The following is a 19,471-nucleotide window of genomic DNA, read 5'->3' as shown; positions in this document are numbered from 1 at the left end:
GTGGCCTTCAAAAGAAGAACCAGCAGCTGGCTCATTTGTTCATGATATGTTCTAATATAAAGCTAACGGCGCGCGGAGAGTCAATCGAATTGCCGCGCTTTCGGATTCATCAGCGGAATCAATGGGATTTAGACATGGACGTGCAACGTAAGCTGGAGATCCTGGCCGATGCCGCCAAGTACGACGCGTCCTGCGCCTCCAGCGGCACCGAGAAGCGGGATTCCAGCGACGGCAAGGGCATGGGCTCGACCGCGCCCGGCATGGGCATCTGCCATTCCTATGCGCCGGACGGACGCTGCATCTCCCTGCTCAAGGTGCTGCTGACCAACGCCTGCAATTACGATTGCCTTTATTGCGTCAACCGTGCCTCCTCCAACGTGCCGCGCGCCCGCTTCACGATCGAGGAGGTGGTCAAGCTGACGCTCGACTTCTACCGACGCAATTACATCGAGGGCCTGTTCCTCTCCTCCGGCATCATCCGCAGCCCCGACTACACCATGGAGCAGGTGGTGGGTGTCGCGCGAAAGCTGCGCGAGGAGCATCACTTCCGCGGCTACATTCACCTCAAGACCATTCCGGAGGCCGACGATACGCTGATCGCGGAAGCCGGCAAATATGCCGACCGCCTCTCCATCAACATCGAGATGCCGCAGGAAACCAGCCTGCAGCAATTCGCGCCCGAGAAAGACGTGCGCGCGATCCGCCGCACCATGGGCCGGCTGCGGCTGAAGCTCGACGAGGCCGAGGAGAACCGCGCAACGAGAACGAAGGCCAAGCCGCAGCGCTTCGCGCCGGCCGGCCAGAGCACCCAGATGATCGTCGGCGCCGACAGCGCCTCCGACCACACCATTCTCCACACCAGTTCAAATCTCTACGGCTCATACAAGTTGAGGCGGGTCTACTATTCCGCCTTCAGCCCGATCCCGGACGCCAGCCGCGCCTTGCCATTGGTGCAGCCGCCCTTGCTGCGCGAGCACCGGCTCTACCAGGCCGACTGGCTGATGCGGTTCTACGGCTTCGATGTCGGCGAGATCGTCGACGACAGCGCGATGCTGCCGCTCGAGATCGATCCAAAGCTCGCCTGGGCGCTGCGTCACCGCGACCGCTTTCCGCTCGACGTCAACCGTGCCAGCCGCGAGGAGCTGCTGCGCGTGCCGGGATTCGGCACCAAAGCGGTCGAACGCATCATCGCGGCACGGCGCACCACCACGATCCGCCTCGCCGATCTCGCGCGGCTGCATGTGCCCCGCAACAAGGCGATGCCGTTCATCGTCCTCAGCGATCACCGGCCGTCACCACATCGTCTCGACGACGCGCGGCTGATCGAACGGTTCAAACCGAAGGCAACGCAACTGGGGTTTGGCTTCTGATGCAATACATCATCCTCGACACCGAAACCGATTTCGACGGCTGGCGCAAAGCCGCGCGCAGCCTCGTGCTTCACCACGTGCCGCCCAGCGATGTCACCTGGACCGTGCAAGGCGGCGAAGCGGACTTGTTCGCACCGCCCGCGCCATCACCGATCCTCGAGGTGAACGACGGCACCTTCAACGTGTCAGGCAAATTCATCGAACTCGCCAAAGCAGCGATCCTGCACCGCGATCCCCAGCGCTTTGCCATCCTCTATCGGCTGCTGTTTCGGCTGAAGGACAATCACGATCTCATCGATGTCGCGACCGATCCTGACGTTGCGCACGTCACCGCCATGGCGAGAGCGGTCCATCGCGACGAGCATAAGATGCATGCCTTCGTGCGCTTCCGCGAGATCGGCAGGGAACGCGAGGCGCATTACGTTGCCTGGTTCGAGCCGGAGCATCACATCGTCGAGCTCGCCGCGCCGTTCTTCGCAAAACGCTTTGCCGACATGCCCTGGTCGATCCTGACTCCCGACCTCTGCGCGCATTGGAATGGCCATTCGCTTTCGTTCACGCCGGGCGTCAGCAAGAGCGAGGCGCCGGGCGAAGACCGGCTCGAGGAAACCTGGCGGCGCTACTACGCCAGCATCTTCAATCCGGCCCGGCTCAAGGTGAAGGCAATGCAGGCCGAGATGCCGAAGAAATACTGGAGGAACCTGCCCGAGGCTTCGATCATTAAGCCCCTGATCGAGGACGCCGAGCGCATGACCGGTGCTATGATCGCCAATGCCGCAACCGATCCGCACAAGCCCCAGAAGCGGCCGGAGGCTCCGATGAAACGCAAGTCCGCTGCCGACGATCTCGAAGCGCTTCGCGAGGAAGCCGCGCATTGCCGCGCCTGCCATCTCTACAAGGACGCAACCCAGACCGTGTTCGGCGAAGGCCCGAAGTCCGCCAACATCATGCTGGTCGGCGAGCAGCCCGGCGACAAGGAAGACCTCGCCGGCCATCCCTTCGTCGGCCCGGCCGGCCAGATGCTGGACCGTGCGCTGGAGGAGGCCGGCGTCGACCGCAAGAAGGTCTATGTCACCAACGCGGTCAAGCACTTCAAATTCGTGCCGCGCGGCAAGATCCGCCTGCACCAGAAGCCGAACACGCCGGAGATCCGCGCCTGCCGGCAATGGTACGAGCGCGAAGTTGCGGCGATCCAGCCCGATCTGATCGTGGCGATGGGCGCAACCGCCGCGCAAAGCGTGTTCGGCAAGATCACCCCGATCGGCAAGACCCGCGGCCGCCTCATCGAGCTTCCCGAGGGGCGAAAAGCGCTGGTGACGGTGCATCCGTCCTATCTGCTGCGGCTGCCAGATCCGGAAGCCAAAGCGCTGGAATATCGGCGCTTTGTCGAGGACCTGAGGATCGCCGCGAGCCTGCAGAAGAAGGCGGCGCGCGCCGCGTGAACTACGACGCCGCCAGCTGTTCCTCGACCAGCTTCACCCAATAGGACGTGCCGTAGACGATCGCCTCGTCGTTGAAATTGTAAGCGGGGTGATGCAGCCCGGCGCTGTCGCCGTTGCCGCAGAAGATGAAGGCGCCGGGCCGCGCTTCCAGCATATAGGCGAAATCCTCCCCGCCCATCAGCGGCGGCATCTCGTGCACATTGGCTTCGCCCGCAACCTGCTTGGCGATGCGACGCGCCACCTCGGTCTCGGCGGCGTGGTTGTTCACGACGGGGTAGTTGCGCTTGTAATGCAGGTCGATCTTGGCGCCGGTGATCTGCGCAACGCCAGCCACCACCTCGTGCACGCGCTTCTCGACCAGCTTGCGCACCTCGGGCGAGAGTGTGCGGATGGTGCCCCGCAGAGTCGCGGTCTGCGGAATGACGTTGCGGGCGTTGCCGGCGTGGAATTCGCAGATCGAGATCACGGCCGATTCCAGGGGATCGACGCTGCGCGCGACGATCGATTGCAGCGCCGTGATCACCTGGGCGCCAACCAGCACGGAATCGACGCATTTGTGCGGACGCGCGGCGTGGCCGCCGACGCCCTCGATCATGATGTCGACCTCGTCGGTCGCCGCCATGATCGGTCCAGGCCGGATCGCGAACGAGCCGACCGGGATGCCCGGGCCGTTGTGCATGCCGTAGACCTGCTCGATGCCGAAGCGCTCCATCAGGCCGTCCTTGACCATGGCCGCGCCGCCAGCGCCGCCCTCCTCCGCCGGCTGGAAGATCACCACGGCATCGCCGGCGAAATTGCGGGTCTCGGCGAGGTAGCGGGCTGCTCCGAGCAGCATCGCGGTGTGACCGTCATGGCCGCAGGCGTGCATCTTGCCCGGGATCCTGGAGGCGTAAGGCAGGTTGGTCTGCTCGTCGACGGGCAGCGCGTCCATGTCGGCACGCATGCCGATCACCTTGAGACCTTCGCCGGCCGGCTTGCTGCCCTTGATGACGCCGACGACGCCGGTCTGGCCGAGGCCGGTCACGACCTCATCGCAACCGAACTCGCGCAACCGGTCCGCCACGAATGCTGCGGTGCGATGAACGTCGTACAGCAGCTCGGGATGCTGGTGGATGTCCCGGCGCCAGGCCTGAATTTCGGATTGGAGGTCGGCGACGCGGTTGACGATGGGCATGGAGGTCTCGAGCTTTGTTGAAATACAGGACTATCTACCATGCAAGCGTCGGTCCAGCTAACTCCCGCAGATCGAGGGTAGCCCTGTCCTCTCGTCATGGCCGGGCTTGCGGCCGGCTCGTCTCCAACTTGTCTGAGCTTGTCTTGAGCTTGTCTTGAGCTTGTCTTGGCCATCCACGTCCGACTATTAGGACAGAAAGCGCGTGGATGTCCGGGACCAGCCCGGCGTGACGCTTGTTTGGGTGGAAGCAGAATGCCAAGGCGGCTCGAAGGTGAGTTTGACTACATTGTCGTCGGGGCCGGCACCGCCGGCTGCATCGTCGCCAACCGGCTCTCGGCCGAGCCCAAGAACCGCGTCCTCATCCTCGAAGCCGGTGGCGACGACAACTGGATCTGGTTCCATATCCCGGTCGGCTATCTCTTCGCGATCGGCAATCCGCGCTCGGACTGGATGTTCAAGACCGAGGCCGAGCCCGGGCTGAACGGCCGCGCGCTCGCCTATCCCCGCGGCAAGGTGATCGGCGGCTGCTCGGCGATCAACGCCATGATCTCGATGCGCGGACAGGCTGCCGATTACGATCACTGGCGCCAACTCGGCATGACCGGCTGGGGCTACGACGACGTGCTGCCGCTGTTCAGGAAGCTCGAAGATCATTTCCTGGGCGCGAACGAGCATCACGGCGCCGGCGGCGGCTGGCGCATCGAAGCGCCGCGGCTGTCATGGGACATTCTCGATGCGGTCGGCGACGCCGCCGAGGAGATGGGCATCAAGCGCATCCCGGATTTCAACACCGGCGACAACGAAGGCACCAGCTATTTCCACGTCAACCAGAAGCGCGGCCGGCGCTGGTCCTCGGCGCGCGGCTTCCTCAAGCCGGCCCTGAGGCGGGCGAACCTGCGGCTCGAGAAGCATGTGCTGGTCGACCGCCTGATCATCGAGCAAGGCCACGCCGTCGGCGTGCGCTTCATCCAGAACGGCGAGATGATCGAGGCGCGCGCGAAACGCGAGGTGATCCTCTCGGCCGGCTCGATCGGGTCGGTGCAGGTGCTGCATCGCTCCGGCATCGGGCCCGCCGACTGGCTGTCGCCACTCGGCGTCGACATCGTCATGGACAGGCCCGGGGTGGGTCGCAATCTTCAAGATCACCTGCAGCAGCGTGCGATCTACAAGGTCGAGGGCGTGCGCACGCTGAACGAGACCTATTACAATCTGTTCCGCCGCGGGTTGATGGGCCTCGACTACGCCTTCCGCCGCCGCGGTCCCCTGACCATGGCGCCCTCGCAGCTCGGTATCTTCACCCGCTCCGATGCGACGCGCGCCCGCGCCAACATCCAGTTCCACGTGCAGCCGCTGTCGCTCGACAAGTTCGGCGATCCCCTGCACCGCTTCCCCGCCATCACCGTGAGCGCCTGCAATCTCCAGCCGACCTCGCGCGGCACCGTGCGGCTGCGCTCGGCGAGCCCGGACGAGAAGCCCATCATCGCGCCGAATTATCTGTCGACCGGCGACGACCGCCAGGTCGCCGCCGACGCCATCCGCACCACGCGCCGCCTGATGCAGCAGAAGGCGCTCGCCAAATATCGCCCGAGCGAATATTTGCCCGGCCCCACCGTCGGTGACGACGACGCCTCGCTGGCGAAAGCCGCCGGCGATATCGGCACCACCATTTTCCATCCCGTCGGCACGGCAAAGATGGGGGCGGTCAGCGATCCCATGGCGGTCGTCGACGAGCGCCTGCGCTTCTACGGACTCGCAGGCCTGCGCATCGTCGATGCCTCGATCATGCCGACCATCACCTCCGGCAACACCAACACGCCGACGGCGATGATCGCGGAGAAGGGTGCGACGATGATCTTGGAGGATGCCAAGTAGCGTCCACATGATCACCCCGCAGCGCTTTTCCATCGGCCCGGCCGGCGCAGAGCTCGCCCTGTTGCAATGGGGCGAGCGGGGCAAGCCGCCCGCCCTGCTCGTGCACGGCACCGGCTTCGTCGCCGCCGTCTGGGACGAGGTCGCGTGCGAGCTTGCATCGACCTACACCGTCTATGCGCTGGACCGTCGTGGCCATGGTGCCAGCCACAAGCCCGTGGCCTATCATTTCCTCGATTATGCCGATGACGTCCGCCAGGTGATGGATGCACTCGAGCTGCGCAACGTCTACGGCATCGGCCACAGCGCGGGCGCGACCGATCTTCTGCTCGCGGCGAGACTGCTGCCAGGACGTTTCGCGCGCCTGTTCGTGATGGAGCCGACCGTCATGGACCCCCGTACGGCCCGTTCGGGAGGGTTGAACGACGAATCCGTCGTCCGCCTGCAAGGCACGCTGCGCCGGCGCGCCGAATTCGACAGCGCCGACGCCGTGTTCGAGCGCTACCGCGCGGCGCCGGCGTTTGCGGACTGGACCGAGACCTCGCTCCGCGCCTATGTGCGCGACGGCTTCGTGCCGCTCGATCATGGCCGGGTGCGACTCTGCTGCACGCCCGAGATCGAGTCCGCAATTCTGCATCCGATCTACGAAGCGATGGAGCAGGTTTACGTTGGCGATGCCCGCGGCAATCCGTTTGGCTTACTCGCCGAGATCGACTGCCCGGTGCGCGTCACGACCGCTGCGAAGTCGGGACCGATCTACTGGGAGATGGCGCGGCGGGCGCTGTCGCTGATTCCGCGGGCCAGCACGCAAGTCTTCGAGGGCGCCGGACATTGCGTGGCTCAAGAAGTGCCGGCGGCCGTGGCCGCAGCCGTGCGGGAGTTCGCGAAATAGGTCTCGTGCCCGGGCGCAGGGGGTTACGGGAACGTATCAGAGATCGATACCATCTCTTTCCTCACGCATCAGACAGTGACGTTTCGGGACAAAACGATTGAAGCGGTCTTTAACGGCGAGAGTCCCAAAGCTTTCCGGCCGACCTGGTGAAGGTTGCACGTCGGAAATTGCGCTATCTTCACGCCGCAGGTGAACTCGCCGACTTAAGGGCGCCGCCGGGTAACCGCCTCGAGGCCCTGACCGCTGATCGCAAGGGACAGCAATTCGATTAGGATCAACGACCAGTTCCGAGTTTGCCTCGTCTGGACGGCACAGGGCCCCGCTGAGGTCGAGATCGTGGACTATCACTAGGAGCGCGCGACGATGGCCAAGAAACTCAAACCCATGAAACTCAACCCCATGCATCCTGGCGAAGTTCTGCGTGAAGAATTTCTGATCCCTCTGAATATGTCGGCCGGCGCGCTTGCGCGGACATGCGGCCTGCCGCGCACTCGTATTGAGCGGATTGCGAGTGAGCAGACCGGCGTCACCGCCGACACTGCACTTCGGCTCGCCAAGGCGCTTGGCACGACGGCCGAGCTTTGGCTCAATCTTCAGAACGATTACGACATCCAGATCGCCAGACGTGATCTCGGCAAGGCGCTCGACCGCATCGAGACGGTGAACAAGCCCAAGGCGGCCTGAGCGATCGGCCTCAGGCCGACCTTCTCACCGCGTTGTCCACCAGCGTCTTGCCGAGCGACCAGATCGCGCCGGGGACCTTGTGGCTGCCGGCGATGACGTCGTCGAACGACTTTTCGATCCAGCTGCAGTCTTCCTCGGTGATGGTGAGCGGCGGCAGCAGCTTGATGGTGTGGCTGCCGTGGCCGGCGACCTGGGTGAGGATCTTGTGGTCCTTGAACAGCGGCACGGTGATGAGCTGGCAGAACAGACCCTTGTTGGCGGTCTCCAGCACGTTCCAGGAGGCGCGCAGGCGCAGCGATTTCGGCGGACCGAACTCGACGCCGATCATCAGGCCCTTGCCGCGGACTTCCTTCATCAGCTCGTAGCCCGGCACCATGCGCGTCAGCGCGAGGCGCAGCTCGGCGCCGCGCTTGGCGGCGGACTCGATCAGCTTCTCGGATTCCATGACATCGAGCGTGGCGATACCGGCGGCCATCGCGAGGTCGTTCTTGGAGAAGGTGGAGCCGTGCACCACGGCGCGGTCCATCTGGTTGAAGATCTTGTCGAAGATGGCCTTGCGCGTCAGCACCGCGCCGACCGGCACGTGGCCGCCCGACAGCGATTTCGACAGCAGCACCATGTCGGGCTCGACGTTCCAGTGCTCGACCGCGAGGAAGCGGCCGGTGCGGCCCATGCCGGTCTGGATCTCGTCGGCGACGAACAGCGTGCCGTATTTCTTGCAGAGTGCCGCCGCGCCGGGCAGGAACTCGTCGGTGGGCATGTTGACGCCCTTGCCCTGGATCGGCTCGACGACGAAAGCTGCGACCTCACGTGAGGCCAGCGCCTTTTCCAGCGCCGCCAGATCGTTGAATGGGATCGGGGTGCAACCGGGCAGCAGCGGCTCGAAGCCGGTGCGGAAATTCGAATCGCCGGTGAGCGACAGCGCGCCATAGGTCAGGCCGTGATAGCCGTGGGCGCAATAGACGATGCCGGGACGCCCAGTCGCGCCACGCGCGAATTTGATCGCGGCTTCGACGCATTCGGCGCCGGAATTGGCGAAGAACGCTTTGTCGAGATACGGGACGTATTTCAGCAGCCGCTCGGCCAGCACGCCGGCCAGCGTCGAGACGTCGAACTGGACCAGGTTGGGCAGGTCGGCATCGAGCACGCTCTTGAGCGCCTCGCGCATGACCGGATGATTGCGCCCGATCGCAAACACGCCGAAGCCGGACAACAGGTCGAGATAGCGGGCGCCGTCGCGGTCGTAGAGATACTGCCCCTGCCCCTTCTGGAAGCCGACGTCGTAGCCGATGGTCTTGAGGACCCGAACGAACTGCTCGTTCAGATACCGATTATGCAGGGTGCTGCGCTGGGCCTGACGGTCCGCGAATAGCTGAGACATGTCTGGATTTGGGCTGTGCATCCGTTACATACTTCGGTTGAGGGCCGGCTCGTCAACTGAAAAGGGACCGTTGCTGAAATCGGTCTGTGCGGCCTTTTGCCCTTTTTCGGACCACTTTCCAAGCACAGCTTTAAACCATGTTGCACTGCCGAGGAACTACCATGCGTTTAGCCCTTTACACCGGTCTTATACTGGCTGGCGGTTACACCTGCCTGACTCCGGCGCTCGCCGCCGATCCCACCGGCGACTGGCGGGTCGCCGACGGCGTCGCCAACATCCGCGTCGCCCAATGCAATGGCAGCATGTGGGGCGCCGTGGCCTGGGAAAAGAAGCCCGGCGGGCGCGACGAGAACAATCCTGATGTCTCGAAAAAGAACAGGCCGACGCTGGGGATGGTGACGCTGATCGACATGAAGAAGAAGGCGGGCGCCGATCAGTGGGAGGGACAGGTCTATAACGCCCAGGACGGCCAGATCTACAGCGCGACCATCACGCCTGTCGGCACCGACCAGCTCGAAATCAAGGGCTGCGTGATGGGCTTCCTGTGCGGAGGCGAGACCTGGACCCGGGTTGGCCCGCCGATCCCCTCGAGCACCGCCAATGCCATGGCCAAGGGCGCGCCGAAGCCCACCGGCGCGGCGCCGAAAGCCGCAGGTACGACGGTTGCCGCCGCGCCAGCGCCTGCGCCCGCGGCCCCGAAGCCCGCCGGCGCCGCCAAACCGGGTCAGAAGAGCGCCACCGATCCGGTCGGCGACATCTGCTTACTCCCTGAGATTGCGGGGTTTGCCCATTAGGGCCGGCTGGAACAGCAGCACGGCCGCGAGCGTCGTCACCAGCGAAAGCGCCAGCAGCTTGCCCATGCTGGACGTGCCGGGATGGCTCGACAGCCACAGGCTGCCGAACGCGGTCGCCGTCGTCAGCGCGCTGAAGAAGATCGCGCGTGTCAGGCTGGTCTGGAGCAGGTTGGTCCTGCCCGAGCGCCAGGCCACGACATAATAGATCTTGAAGGCGACGCCGACGCCGAGCAGCAGCGGGAACGCGACGATGTTGGCGAAGTTGAGCGGCAGGCCGATCAAGACGCAGATCTCGAGCGTGACTGCGCCGGCAACCAGGAGCGGCACCAAGGTCATCAGCACGTCGACGAAGCGGCGCAGCGTGATCCACAGCAACAGGCCGATCACCAGCAGCGCATAGATGCCGGCATGGATGAACGCCCGCACCACGGTGTCGCCGGATTTCAGGATCGAGACCGGCCCGCCGATCGCGGTCGGCTCGGCAACGAGCACCGCCGCAGCAAACTTGCGCAGCGTGTCGTTGTCGTTGGGATCGCCCTTGGGCAGCGCCTCGACGCGGATGACGCCGTCCTTGCTCTTCCAGGCACTGACGAGGTCGGGCGGTAGCGATTTCAGGGTGACGGGCTCGGCCTGCATCGCGTTCTTGAGCTGGTCGAACACGATCTTCATCGGCGTGACGAACACGTCCTGCGCCTTGTTGCGCGTGGCCTCGTCGCCATTGGCGAGCTTTTCGAGCGCGTCCGCCAGACGGCGCGAGGCGACCGCACCCGGTCCCTTGGCATCGCCCGCGGTCCGGCGCAGATTGTCGACGGAGGATTTCAGCGCCTCGACGTTCTCCTGGTCCGACGGCGCCGCATCGATCTGATCGGGGTTGAGCGCGGGGTTCAGCACCTTGGCGCCCTGCGCGAGCAGCTTCAGCTTCGGCGGCTGGTCCTGCGGCACGAAGCTGTCGAGCGACATCACCCTGAGCACCTCGGGCACCTTCTCCAGCTTCGCCTCGATCTGTCGTGCCTGCTCTTCGGACGTGGCCATCACGTTGATGGCATTGGCGCCGGTGTTGGGGTCCTTGCGCAGATCGAGGAAGGTCGCGATCGATTCGGCCTTCGGATTGCGCAGGTTCATCGGGTTGAAGTCGAACTTCATGAAATAGAGCAGCGGCAGGCCGCCGAGCGCCAGCAGCAGCGTGCCGCCGACGATCAGCACGCGGTGCTTCTCCAGGAAGTGGTCGAGCGGCGCCAGGAAGGCGTAACCGACCGGCTCCTTCTCGCCCGGCGGGTTCAGCAGCTTCAGCATGGCCGGCAGAACGGTGATCGACGAGATGAACGCCACCAGCATGCCGACCCCCGCGATCTGACCGAGCTCCGCGATGCCCTGGTAGTCGGTCGGCATGAAGCAGAGGAAGCCGGCGGCGGTCGCCATCGCCGCGAGCGACAGCGGCACCGCCGAGCGCTTGGCAGCCAGCACCAGCGCGCCCGAGAGGTCGTTGTGCTTGTAGCGCTCCGAACGGTAGCGGACGCTGTACTGGATGCCGAAATCGACGCCGAGACCGACGAACAGCACCGCGAACGCGATCGACAGCAGATTGAACGATCCGACCATCATCAGGCCGGCCGCGGTCGTGAGCGCAAGGCCGACGAACAGATTGACGAACACGGCGAAGATGATCTTCGACGAATGCAGCGCGAGCCAGAGGATGACCAGCACGACGAGAACCGTGCCGACGCCGTTGATGACGGCGCCTTCCTGGACGGTGGCGTATTCCTCGTTGGCGATCGGGACCGGTCCGGTCAGCCGCACCCGCGCCTGGTACTTGGCCGGAAAATCCAGATCCGCAGCGGCCTTGCGGATCGCATCGGTGGCATCCTTGCCGGGCTCCAATGCGTTGTAGTCGAGGATCGGCTTGAACTCGATGAAGGCGCGTTTGTCGCTATCCTTCAGCGGCTCGTCGCTGACGAGCTCGCGCCAGGAGAAGCTCGCATCGCCCTTGTTGAGCACGGTCTCAACCGTCTGCGCGATCAGGTTGAAGGGCCGTTCGGTGTTGTCGAGCTTGACCTGGCCGCGCTTGACGCCCGCAAGTCCGGTCTCCAGCGCACCGGTCAGGCCGCGGATCGAGGGATCGCCGGCCATGATCTCGATCAGGGGCGCGGCGGCTTCGAACTGGCCGGTGATCTTGCCGACCTCTTCGGTCGGCAGGAACAACAGGCCGTTCTTCTCGAAGAACTCGCCGCCGCCCAGCTGCTGCATCGAGTGGAAGTTGGTCTTGTCGCCCTTCAGCCTGGCATAGAGGGCATCTGACGCTGCGCGGGCCATCTCGGGCGTTCGGGCTTCGACCACGGCCAGGATCAGCTCATTCTGGTCGAACGCCTTGTCGAATTGCTGGTCACGCTTGCGCCAGTCGAGATTCTGAGAAATCAGCGAATTGATGTCGGTGTTGATGGCGAAGTGCCGGGACGCGTAATAGCCCGCGCCCACCGAGAGCAGGAGCCCGATAACGACGACGAGGGAGGCAAACCGGGTGCAGGCCCTGACGATGGCAACGACGACGCTTTGCAGCACTTCTTTTCTTTCTGCGGTTAACAGCTTGCCGGAAACGCCCGCTGTTTATCGGAGTTCCCAGGCGAAACCTATTGCTGTTTTGGGTGGTTCTCGCCGCATCGAGGTTCGAAGTAAACGGCGGGAGACCGGGCAAAATCATGCGGGGGCAGCCGGTATAGCCGGGGAGTTGAGGCGGGAAAGTGACGAAAGACCGGGCACTTTCGACGCGCCTGGCACTCGGGGGAGTTTACGTATTATAATACCTTCGTCGGGACTCGAACGGGGCCGGAGGTTTCATTTGACCTTTCCTTGCTGCCGATTTTTTGACACAAAGTCTTGCGCCTCCATGCGCCGGAGCCCCGATGGGGGTGGGCGGCTACCGCGTGCGCGAACCGATGGTGCGGATATTGCAACTCATTGGTCAGTATCGGCATGCCGCCGGGGACTTTGAAGCGGATTGGTGCAACTTGCGTGATGGGCAACCCATGGAAGTTTATCTGGCGCAACCGCGCGGCTTCTGCGCGGGCGTGGTGCGTGCGATCGAGATCGTGGAACGGGCGCTGGAGAAGTACGGCCCACCCGTCTACGTGCGCCACGAGATCGTGCACAACAAGCACGTCGTCGAAAGCCTGAAGAACAAAGGGGCAATCTTCGTCGAGGAGCTGTCCGAGGTCCCGCCGAAGTCGGTCACGGTGTTCAGCGCCCACGGCGTCGCCCGCAGCGTCGAGGAAGAGGCCGCCGCGCGCGACCTCCCGGTGCTCAACGCCACCTGCCCCCTGGTCACGAAAGTTCACAATCAGGGGAAGCGCTACATCACCAAGGGCCGCACGCTGATCCTGATCGGCCATGCCGGGCACCCCGAGGTCGAGGGCACGATGGGCCAGGTTCCCGCCCCCGTGCTGCTTGTTCAAAGCGTTCAAGAGGTTAAGGCCCTGACGCTGCCGGCGGATACGCCAGTGGCCTACATCACCCAGACCACCCTGTCGGTCGACGACACCAAGGACATCATTGCGGCCCTTCAGGCCCGCTTTACAGATATTCAAGGTCCGGATATCCGGGATATCTGCTATGCGACACAGAACCGCCAATCTGCGGTAAGGGACTTGAGCAAGCTGGTCGACGTGATCCTGGTGGTGGGCGCCGCCAACAGCTCGAACTCGAACCGGCTTCGCGAAATCGGCACCGAGGCCGGCGTCGCGAGTTATCTGATTGCCGACGGCAGCGAGCTCGATCCGGAGTGGCTGAAGAATGCGAGGACCGTGGGCATCACGGCCGGCGCTTCGGCGCCCGAGGTCCTCGTGGATGACGTCATCGAAGCGATGCGGCGGATCGGACCGGTGAAGGTCCAGGTGTTGCCGGGCCGCGAGGAAAACATCGAATTCCGGCTTCCGGCCCAACTGGCCGCGAGCTGACCCACCCGAATTCAAAAGCCCAGAAAGAAACTTGTAATGGCTATCCCGTTCTTCAAGGAAATGCGTATCGGCGGCTATTTGCTCAAGCAGAAACTGCTTGGCCGCAAGCGCTACCCGCTCGTGCTGATGCTGGAGCCGCTGTTTCGCTGCAACCTCGCCTGCGTCGGCTGCGGCAAGATCGATTATCCGGATGCGATTCTCAACCGCCGCATGACCGCGCAGGAGTGCTGGGACGCCGCCGACGAATGCGGCGCGCCGATGGTCGCGATTCCCGGCGGCGAACCGCTGATCCACAAGGAGATCGGCGAGATCGTGCGCGGCCTCGTCGCCCGCAAGAAGTTCGTCTCGCTCTGCACCAACGCGCTGCTGCTCGAGAAGAAGCTCGATCTGTTCGAGCCCTCCCCTTACCTGTTCTTCTCCGTGCATCTCGACGGCCTGCGCGACCACCACGACAAGGCGGTGTCGCAGAAGGGCGTGTTCGACCGCGCGGTCTCCGCGATCAAGGCAGCCAAGGCGCGCGGCTTCACCGTCAACGTCAACGCTACCATCTTCGACGGCCACCCGGCCGAGGAGATCGCCAAGTTCCTCGACCTCACCGTCGAGCTCGGCGTCGGCGTCTCGATGTCGCCAGGCTATGCCTATGAGCGCGCGCCGGACCAGGAGCACTTCCTCAACCGCACCAAGACCAAGAAGCTGTTCCGCGACGTCTTCGCGATGGGCAAGGGCAAGAAGTGGAACTTCATGCATTCCGGCCTGTTCCTCGACTTCCTCGCCGGCAACCAGGAATACGAGTGCACGCCGTGGGGCATGCCCGCGCGCAACATCTTCGGCTGGCAGAAGCCCTGCTATCTGCTCGGTGAAGGCTACGCCAAGACCTTCAAGGAGCTGATGGAGACCACCGACTGGGACAGCTACGGCACCGGCCGCTACGAGAAGTGCGCCGACTGCATGGCCCATTGCGGCTATGAGCCGACGGCGGCGACCGCCGCTCTCAACAACCCGCTGAAGGCGATGTGGGTGTCGCTGCGCGGCATCAAGACCTCCGGCCCGATGGCGCCGGAGATCGACATGAGCAAGCAGCGCCCGGCGCAGTACATCTTCTCGGAGCAGGTCCAGAAGAAGCTGTCCGAGATCCGCAAGGACGAAGCCGAGGCCGCGCAGGCAAAGGCCGCACAGAAGGCTTCGACGGCGGCGTAAGCGCGGACGCACGCAGCTCTCACGAAAAGGCCCGGCCGCGATCGCGACCGGGCCTTTTCTTTTGGGCTGGGGTTCCGGATCCCGTGTCCCGGACGCGCTGCAGCGCCCTTTGCGCTGCTGCGCAGAGCCGGGACCCAGCACGCGCCGGACTCCGCTGCGGCATGGGCCCCGGCTCTGCAGCGCAGCGTCGAAGAGACGCTGCGCTGCGTCCGGGGCACGAGAGCGCGAGGGTATCGCCGCTCTCTCCACGTCATTGCGAGCGCAGCGAAGCAATCCAGAATCTTTCCGCGGAGACAATCTGGATTGCTTCGCTGCGCTCGCAATGACGGCGTATGTGGCACCGACTTGCTCTTGCCATCAGCGCTTTCCTCGCAGGCACAGCTTCGCATTCCCGCGGCTTCTTTCGCCCGAGGCTTGCTGTCGTTTCGCGCCCTCGAAAGACCAGAGGGCGCAGGGAAGGCCGGGCGCCGGCGGCACCCGCAGATCCGTGCACAACGAAAAATGCACACGGTGTGGATCACAGGTGTTGCCGGTCGCCCGGCCTTCCCTGCGCGGATGGTTTTAACGGTGTCCTTCGTGCTCTCCTCGGGGAGCGTTGCACTATTGCCCCCGTCGCCTCGCCGCTGATCGATGCGCGTGCCGGTTGGCCGCCGCATCACCGCGAGGTTTGACGCCAGAACCCCGGGCGCCGGGACCACACGACTTCTCCGTCCGCGGACGTCCCTGCCTCAGCATCCGGGGCCCGATGTGCGCGCCCCCGACCATCAACAAGACCGCTGTGACCGCGCCGTGTCGTAGCGCGTCGCGCATGACTCAACGGTCGCCCGTCCCTGTCACCGCCTCTCGCGCCGGCGCTACCGCGTCCACCGCACCCCGACCCGCATCTCGTGACGATCGCGAAGCGCCCCTCTGGCAGGGCCGGAATGACCGCTCTATGCCACAAATCCGAAATTCGGGAAAGTGGAATATTTTTGCGGGAAGGGGTTGACTGGGTTTAGGGTGTTTTGCCCGACGCTTCACGCTGGCCGGCCACTGAAGTGAGACACTACGACAATAGTAACATCGCTCCGATCAAGACGGACAGCCCCGGCGCGTCAACCGAGATTACCCTACTTCGCGCACCCCCTCATGGCCCGCCTGTTTCGCCGCCTTGACGAGTTTGCGATCGAAAGTGACGAACGCCTCGCAATGTCCCGATCTCGTCAGATGCAGCGCATCGGCGAAATCCATTCCCCTCTCGGCAAGGTCGAGCGCTGCCGCGACCATCGCGCCGTCCTCGACCATAACGGTCGGAAGTCCCGCGAAGGCACGAAGCGCGTGCACGACGTCCGCGGCCTGATAGCCGTACGCACTTCGCAGCACCCATTCGACTTCGAGAAGCACCGTGACGGCGGCAAAGACCCTCTCGCCGTCGATCAAGGCGCGGGCACGCGCGGATTGAGTGGCGTGATCTCGGGTCAGGTAGCGGACGATCAGATTGGTATCAATCGCGATCATGTCGCCGCCTGGCTTCGGCAAGCACGCTTGCGTCCATCTCTTCGAGAGTTTTCGGCTTGCCGCGATAAGCCAAGACGCCGAACACTTCTTGTGGCCGCGTCGCGGCAAAGGCCGGCGCAGGCTTCAACAGGACGCCCTCCGAAGTCTCCTCGACGGTCAGCCGCGTTCCAGCCTTCCAGTCCCGCGCCTTACGAATGACGCTGGGCAGGATGACCTGTCCCTTGGTGGAAACGACAGTGGTGAGCTTATCCGTGTCGGCCATCGCCCAACCCTTCGGAGGTAAGACAAACGTAAGATACGCGCGAATGACCTTAAATTCAACCCTTGGCGCGTGAAGGAACTCCATCGCGTGGACGGCTCATTTGTGGCGACGACCGTGCAGCCCAAAACAAAAAGGCCCGGTCGCGCGACCGGGCCTTTTGCTTCGTCAGCTCGAACGAACCCGCTCAGGCCGCCTTCGACACCAGCGCCTCGCTCTCGATCAGATCGGTGCCGATCAGCTCCGTCCCGATCAGATAATCCCGGCAGCCGCGCAGGCTCCGCAGCGCGCGGTTGAAGTCGATGCCGGTCGAGACCAGGGCGTGCAGCGTTGCCGGATTGCGCGCGATGCCGCGCAGCACGGCGGCGAGGTCGATCTGGCCGTTCGGCTTGATTGCGGCGCGGGCGATCGCCGGCAGCGCGCGGTGGGCGGGGTCGCTGATGACGCGAACCGCGGCAAAGGGCAGCCCGGCCTCAGTGGCGTAGGCGGCGGCGATGTGGCTTTCCATGTCGACCGCGGCAGCGCCCGTCTCCGAGTGCAGCGCCGCCTTGCAGGCGCGCTTGGTGACCACTTCCTCGGCGCCGGCGAGGCTGCCGCGCACGACGCGGCGGCGTCCCGACGTCAGGCGCTCGATCAGGTCGTCGCCGAGCGAGAGCCCCGCAGCCCAGCGCGTGTCGCCGGACAGCACCTCGGTCGCCAGCACCACGTCGCCGGAGCGCAGGCTCGGGTCGAGCCCGCCGGCGACGCCGAACGAGATCACGCCGCGAATCGTCTCGGGGTCCACCACGGTCAGAAGCGCCCGCAATTGAGTCGGGCTGCTGGATGAACAGATGACGGCCATTCCCGGCCCGGCCGCAATGCGGGCCTCCTGCACCAATCCGGTCACGATCAGTATCGGCCGCGGGTCGATGGCCTGACCCACGGTAAAATAGTCCCCCGTCCCCAAAGTCACATTCCGACCCCTACCACCCTGCTGTTGGTGTTCCGCAAGTTCCGATACCGCGCCAACGCCCACAGCGGAAAGAACTTTGGGTAACCATGATACCGCAGATAGAACACGCGGGGGAAGCCTGTGGCGGTGTACCGCTGCTCGTCCCACAGTCCTTTTTTGTTTTGTGTTGCAATCAGGTACTCCACCCCGCGGGCGACGGCCGGGTGATCAACCTCGCCTGCCGCCATGAGGGCAAGCAAGGCCCATGCCGTTTGCGAGGCGGTCGAGGGGGCGGCTTCCCAGCCCTTGTAGTCCAGCCGGTAGCTGACGGCGTCCTCGCCCCAGCCGCCGTCCTCGTTCTGGATCGAGGCCAGCCAGGCGGCGGCTTTGCGAATCATGGGATCCCCGTGGTCGACGCCGGCCATGTTGAGGGCGCAGAGCACCGACCAGGTTCCATAGATGAAGTTCATGCCCCAGCGGCCGTACCAGGACCCCTCGGGGTGCTGGGTCTTGCGCAAATAGGCGACCCCGTCGGCCACGTGCTTGCTGGTCGCCGCGGTCTCGCCGAGCTGGGCCAGCATCGAGATGCAGCGCGCCGTGACGTCCTCGGTCGGCGGATCGAGCAGCGCGCCATGGTCGGAGAACGGGATGTTGTTGAGGTAATATTCGAGATTGTTGACGTCGAAGGCGGCCCAGCCGCCGTCGTCGCTCTGCATGCCCTCGATCCACTCCCGGCCCCGGGCAATCGCGGCGTCGTAGCCGGTGGCGCCGTGCTCCCGGCGCATGCGGTCCATCGACATCACCACCACGGCGGTGTCGTCGAGGTCGGGGTAATGCGCGTTGTTGTACTGGAAGGCCCAGCCGCCCGGGCGCACGTCGGGCCGCTTCACCGCCCAGTCGCCCTTCAGCTCGAGCTCCTGCCTCGGGATCAGCCAGTCGAGGCCGTGCTTGGCGGCCGGCACCGCCTTGTCGCCGCCGGCCTCCAGCAGCGCATGCGCCGTCAGCGTCGTATCCCAGACCGGGGAGACGCAGGGCTGGCAATAGGCCTCGTCGTCGTGGATCACGAGCAGCTTGTCGATGCCCCGCCGCGTGACCGCGCGCGGCGGATAGTTCTCGTCCTTGCCGAGCGCGTCGTACATCATGACGATGTTGGCCATGGGCGGATAGATCGCGCCCATGCCGTCCTCGCCGTTGAGGCGCTCCTCGGTGAAGGCGAGCGCGGCGTCGATGGCACGCTTGCGCAGGCTCTTGGGAAACAGCGGCTCGATCACGCGCAGGATGGCGTCGAGCGAACGAAACAGCAGGAACCAGGCCATGCTCTGGTGCGGCGCCTTGGCGGTCATGCCGATCGAGCGCGGATCCTGCAGGAACAGCTCGTCGATGCCGACGCGCTTCGGATTCCTTGCCAGCGGTTTCAGCGCGGCGAGAACCATCAGCGGCACCATGGTGGTGCGCGCCCAGTACGAGATCTTGTTGAGGTGGAACGGCGACCAGAACGGCAGCAGCACGATCTCGATCGGCAGCACCGGCACCGCGCGCCAGGTCACCACGCCGTACATCGCAAGCAGGAAACGGGTGAAGACGTTGCTATGAATCGCGCCGCCGCGCGCGTGGATCGCCTCGCGCGCACGCACCATGTGCGGGGCGTCGACGGAATCGCCGATCATCTTCAGCGCGAAGTAGGCCTTCACGCTGGCGCTCATGTCGAACTCGCCGTCATGCACCAGCGGCCAGCCGCCATGGGCGCCCTGGATGCGGCGAAGATAATTGGCGATCTTGGCTTCGAGCACGGCATCGACCGGCTCGGCGAGATAGTGGCGGAGCAGGACGTATTCCGCCGGAATCGTGCAGTCGGCCTCGAGCTCGAACACCCAATGCCCGTCCGCCTGCTGGAAATCGAGGACGCCCTGCGTCGCCGACGCAATGCTCGATTCCAGGATGCCCGGTTGCAAGATCCCCGGCTTCAGGGCTTCGCGGCTGGTCGCGTTCACGGAATCCATCTCGCTCGATTGCTCCGATAGTGGATCGAAATTG

Annotated in this window: 15 protein-coding genes and 1 pseudogene; 9 read left to right on the top strand and 7 right to left on the bottom strand. The window is 64.6% G+C overall.

Going from position 1 to position 19,471, the window contains the following annotated elements; translation table 11 throughout:
- Positions 1-134: 134 nt before the first annotated feature.
- Together DCM80_RS22330 and DCM80_RS22325 are read left to right on the top strand one after the other, a co-directional pair.
- A complete protein-coding gene (locus tag DCM80_RS22330) occupies positions 135-1,370 on the top strand; it encodes a putative DNA modification/repair radical SAM protein (protein WP_257193721.1) in 1,236 nt (411 codons plus the stop codon).
- Positions 1,370-2,812, top strand: coding sequence for a UdgX family uracil-DNA binding protein (locus DCM80_RS22325; RefSeq protein WP_257193720.1), 1,443 nt, complete (start codon positions 1,370-1,372; stop codon positions 2,810-2,812). Before DCM80_RS22330 ends, DCM80_RS22325 begins: the two co-directional genes overlap by 1 nt.
- Before the next feature lies 1 nt (position 2,813).
- Here DCM80_RS22325 and DCM80_RS22320 read toward each other — a convergent pair whose 3' ends face one another.
- Positions 2,814-3,986 carry a M20 aminoacylase family protein gene (locus DCM80_RS22320; RefSeq protein ID WP_257193719.1) on the bottom strand — a complete coding sequence of 391 codons (1,173 nt, stop codon included), beginning with the start codon at positions 3,984-3,986 and terminating at the stop codon, positions 2,814-2,816.
- A gap of 252 nt (positions 3,987-4,238) precedes the next feature.
- Here DCM80_RS22320 and DCM80_RS22315 point away from each other — a divergent pair, with 252 nt between their 5' ends.
- The 4 genes and pseudogenes from DCM80_RS22315 to DCM80_RS22300 all read left to right on the top strand — a co-directional run bounded on the left by DCM80_RS22315 (position 4,239) and on the right by DCM80_RS22300 (position 7,431).
- A complete protein-coding gene (locus DCM80_RS22315) occupies positions 4,239-5,858 on the top strand; it encodes a GMC family oxidoreductase (protein WP_257193718.1) in 1,620 nt (539 codons plus the stop codon).
- Positions 5,859-5,865: 7 nt separating this feature from the next.
- The gene (locus tag DCM80_RS22310) at positions 5,866-6,747 is read left to right on the top strand and encodes an alpha/beta fold hydrolase (RefSeq protein ID WP_257198006.1); all 882 of its coding nucleotides are present in this window, start codon (positions 5,866-5,868) and stop codon (positions 6,745-6,747) included.
- A 96-nt stretch (positions 6,748-6,843) separates the two neighbouring features.
- Positions 6,844-7,098, top strand: a pseudogene (locus tag DCM80_RS22305) (type II toxin-antitoxin system RelE/ParE family toxin).
- A 12-nt stretch (positions 7,099-7,110) separates the two neighbouring features.
- A complete protein-coding gene (locus DCM80_RS22300; protein ID WP_257193717.1) occupies positions 7,111-7,431 on the top strand; it encodes a HigA family addiction module antitoxin in 321 nt (106 codons plus the stop codon).
- A gap of 10 nt (positions 7,432-7,441) precedes the next feature.
- Here DCM80_RS22300 and hpnO read toward each other — a convergent pair whose 3' ends face one another.
- Positions 7,442-8,833: an aminobacteriohopanetriol synthase HpnO gene (gene hpnO / locus DCM80_RS22295; protein WP_257193715.1), complete on the bottom strand. Its 1,392-nt coding sequence runs from the start codon at positions 8,831-8,833 to the stop codon at positions 7,442-7,444.
- Between the two features lie 140 nt (positions 8,834-8,973).
- Here hpnO and DCM80_RS22290 point away from each other — a divergent pair, with 140 nt between their 5' ends.
- Entirely contained in the window at positions 8,974-9,606 is a 633-nt protein-coding gene (locus DCM80_RS22290) for a DUF2147 domain-containing protein (RefSeq protein WP_257193714.1), read from the top strand.
- Here DCM80_RS22290 and DCM80_RS22285 read toward each other — a convergent pair.
- Entirely contained in the window at positions 9,574-12,162 is a 2,589-nt protein-coding gene (locus DCM80_RS22285) for an MMPL family transporter (protein WP_257193712.1), read from the bottom strand. The two genes, DCM80_RS22290 and DCM80_RS22285, sit on opposite strands and share 33 nt — an antisense overlap.
- A gap of 464 nt (positions 12,163-12,626) precedes the next feature.
- Here DCM80_RS22285 and ispH point away from each other — a divergent pair, with 464 nt between their 5' ends.
- Positions 12,627-13,553 carry a 4-hydroxy-3-methylbut-2-enyl diphosphate reductase gene (gene ispH / locus DCM80_RS22280; RefSeq protein WP_028135333.1) on the top strand — a complete coding sequence of 309 codons (927 nt, stop codon included), beginning with the start codon at positions 12,627-12,629 and terminating at the stop codon, positions 13,551-13,553.
- 36 nt (positions 13,554-13,589) lie between these two features.
- Entirely contained in the window at positions 13,590-14,750 is a 1,161-nt protein-coding gene (gene hpnH, locus DCM80_RS22275; RefSeq protein WP_028135332.1) for an adenosyl-hopene transferase HpnH, read from the top strand.
- Positions 14,751-15,854: 1,104 nt separating this feature from the next.
- On the opposite strand, the gene DCM80_RS22270 is transcribed toward hpnH, so the two are convergent.
- From DCM80_RS22270 to shc, 4 genes are all read right to left on the bottom strand, one after another.
- Positions 15,855-16,247, bottom strand: coding sequence for a type II toxin-antitoxin system VapC family toxin (locus tag DCM80_RS22270; RefSeq protein ID WP_257193711.1), 393 nt, complete (start codon positions 16,245-16,247; stop codon positions 15,855-15,857).
- Positions 16,234-16,509, bottom strand: coding sequence for an AbrB/MazE/SpoVT family DNA-binding domain-containing protein (locus DCM80_RS22265; protein WP_257198004.1), 276 nt, complete (start codon positions 16,507-16,509; stop codon positions 16,234-16,236). Before DCM80_RS22265 ends, DCM80_RS22270 begins: the two co-directional genes overlap by 14 nt.
- A gap of 184 nt (positions 16,510-16,693) precedes the next feature.
- Complete coding sequence (locus DCM80_RS22260; protein ID WP_257193710.1) at positions 16,694-17,521, bottom strand: phosphorylase; 828 nt, start codon at positions 17,519-17,521, stop codon at positions 16,694-16,696.
- Positions 17,455-19,437 carry a squalene--hopene cyclase gene (gene shc, locus DCM80_RS22255; protein WP_257193708.1) on the bottom strand — a complete coding sequence of 661 codons (1,983 nt, stop codon included), beginning with the start codon at positions 19,435-19,437 and terminating at the stop codon, positions 17,455-17,457. Before shc ends, DCM80_RS22260 begins: the two co-directional genes overlap by 67 nt.
- Between the last annotated feature and the right edge of the window lie 34 nt (positions 19,438-19,471).

The sequence above is a fragment of the Bradyrhizobium sp. WBOS08 genome (genome assembly GCF_024585125.1).
Lineage (GTDB): Bacteria > Pseudomonadota > Alphaproteobacteria > Rhizobiales > Xanthobacteraceae > Bradyrhizobium > Bradyrhizobium japonicum_B.
This window is presented reverse-complemented; position numbering and strand designations above follow the sequence as displayed.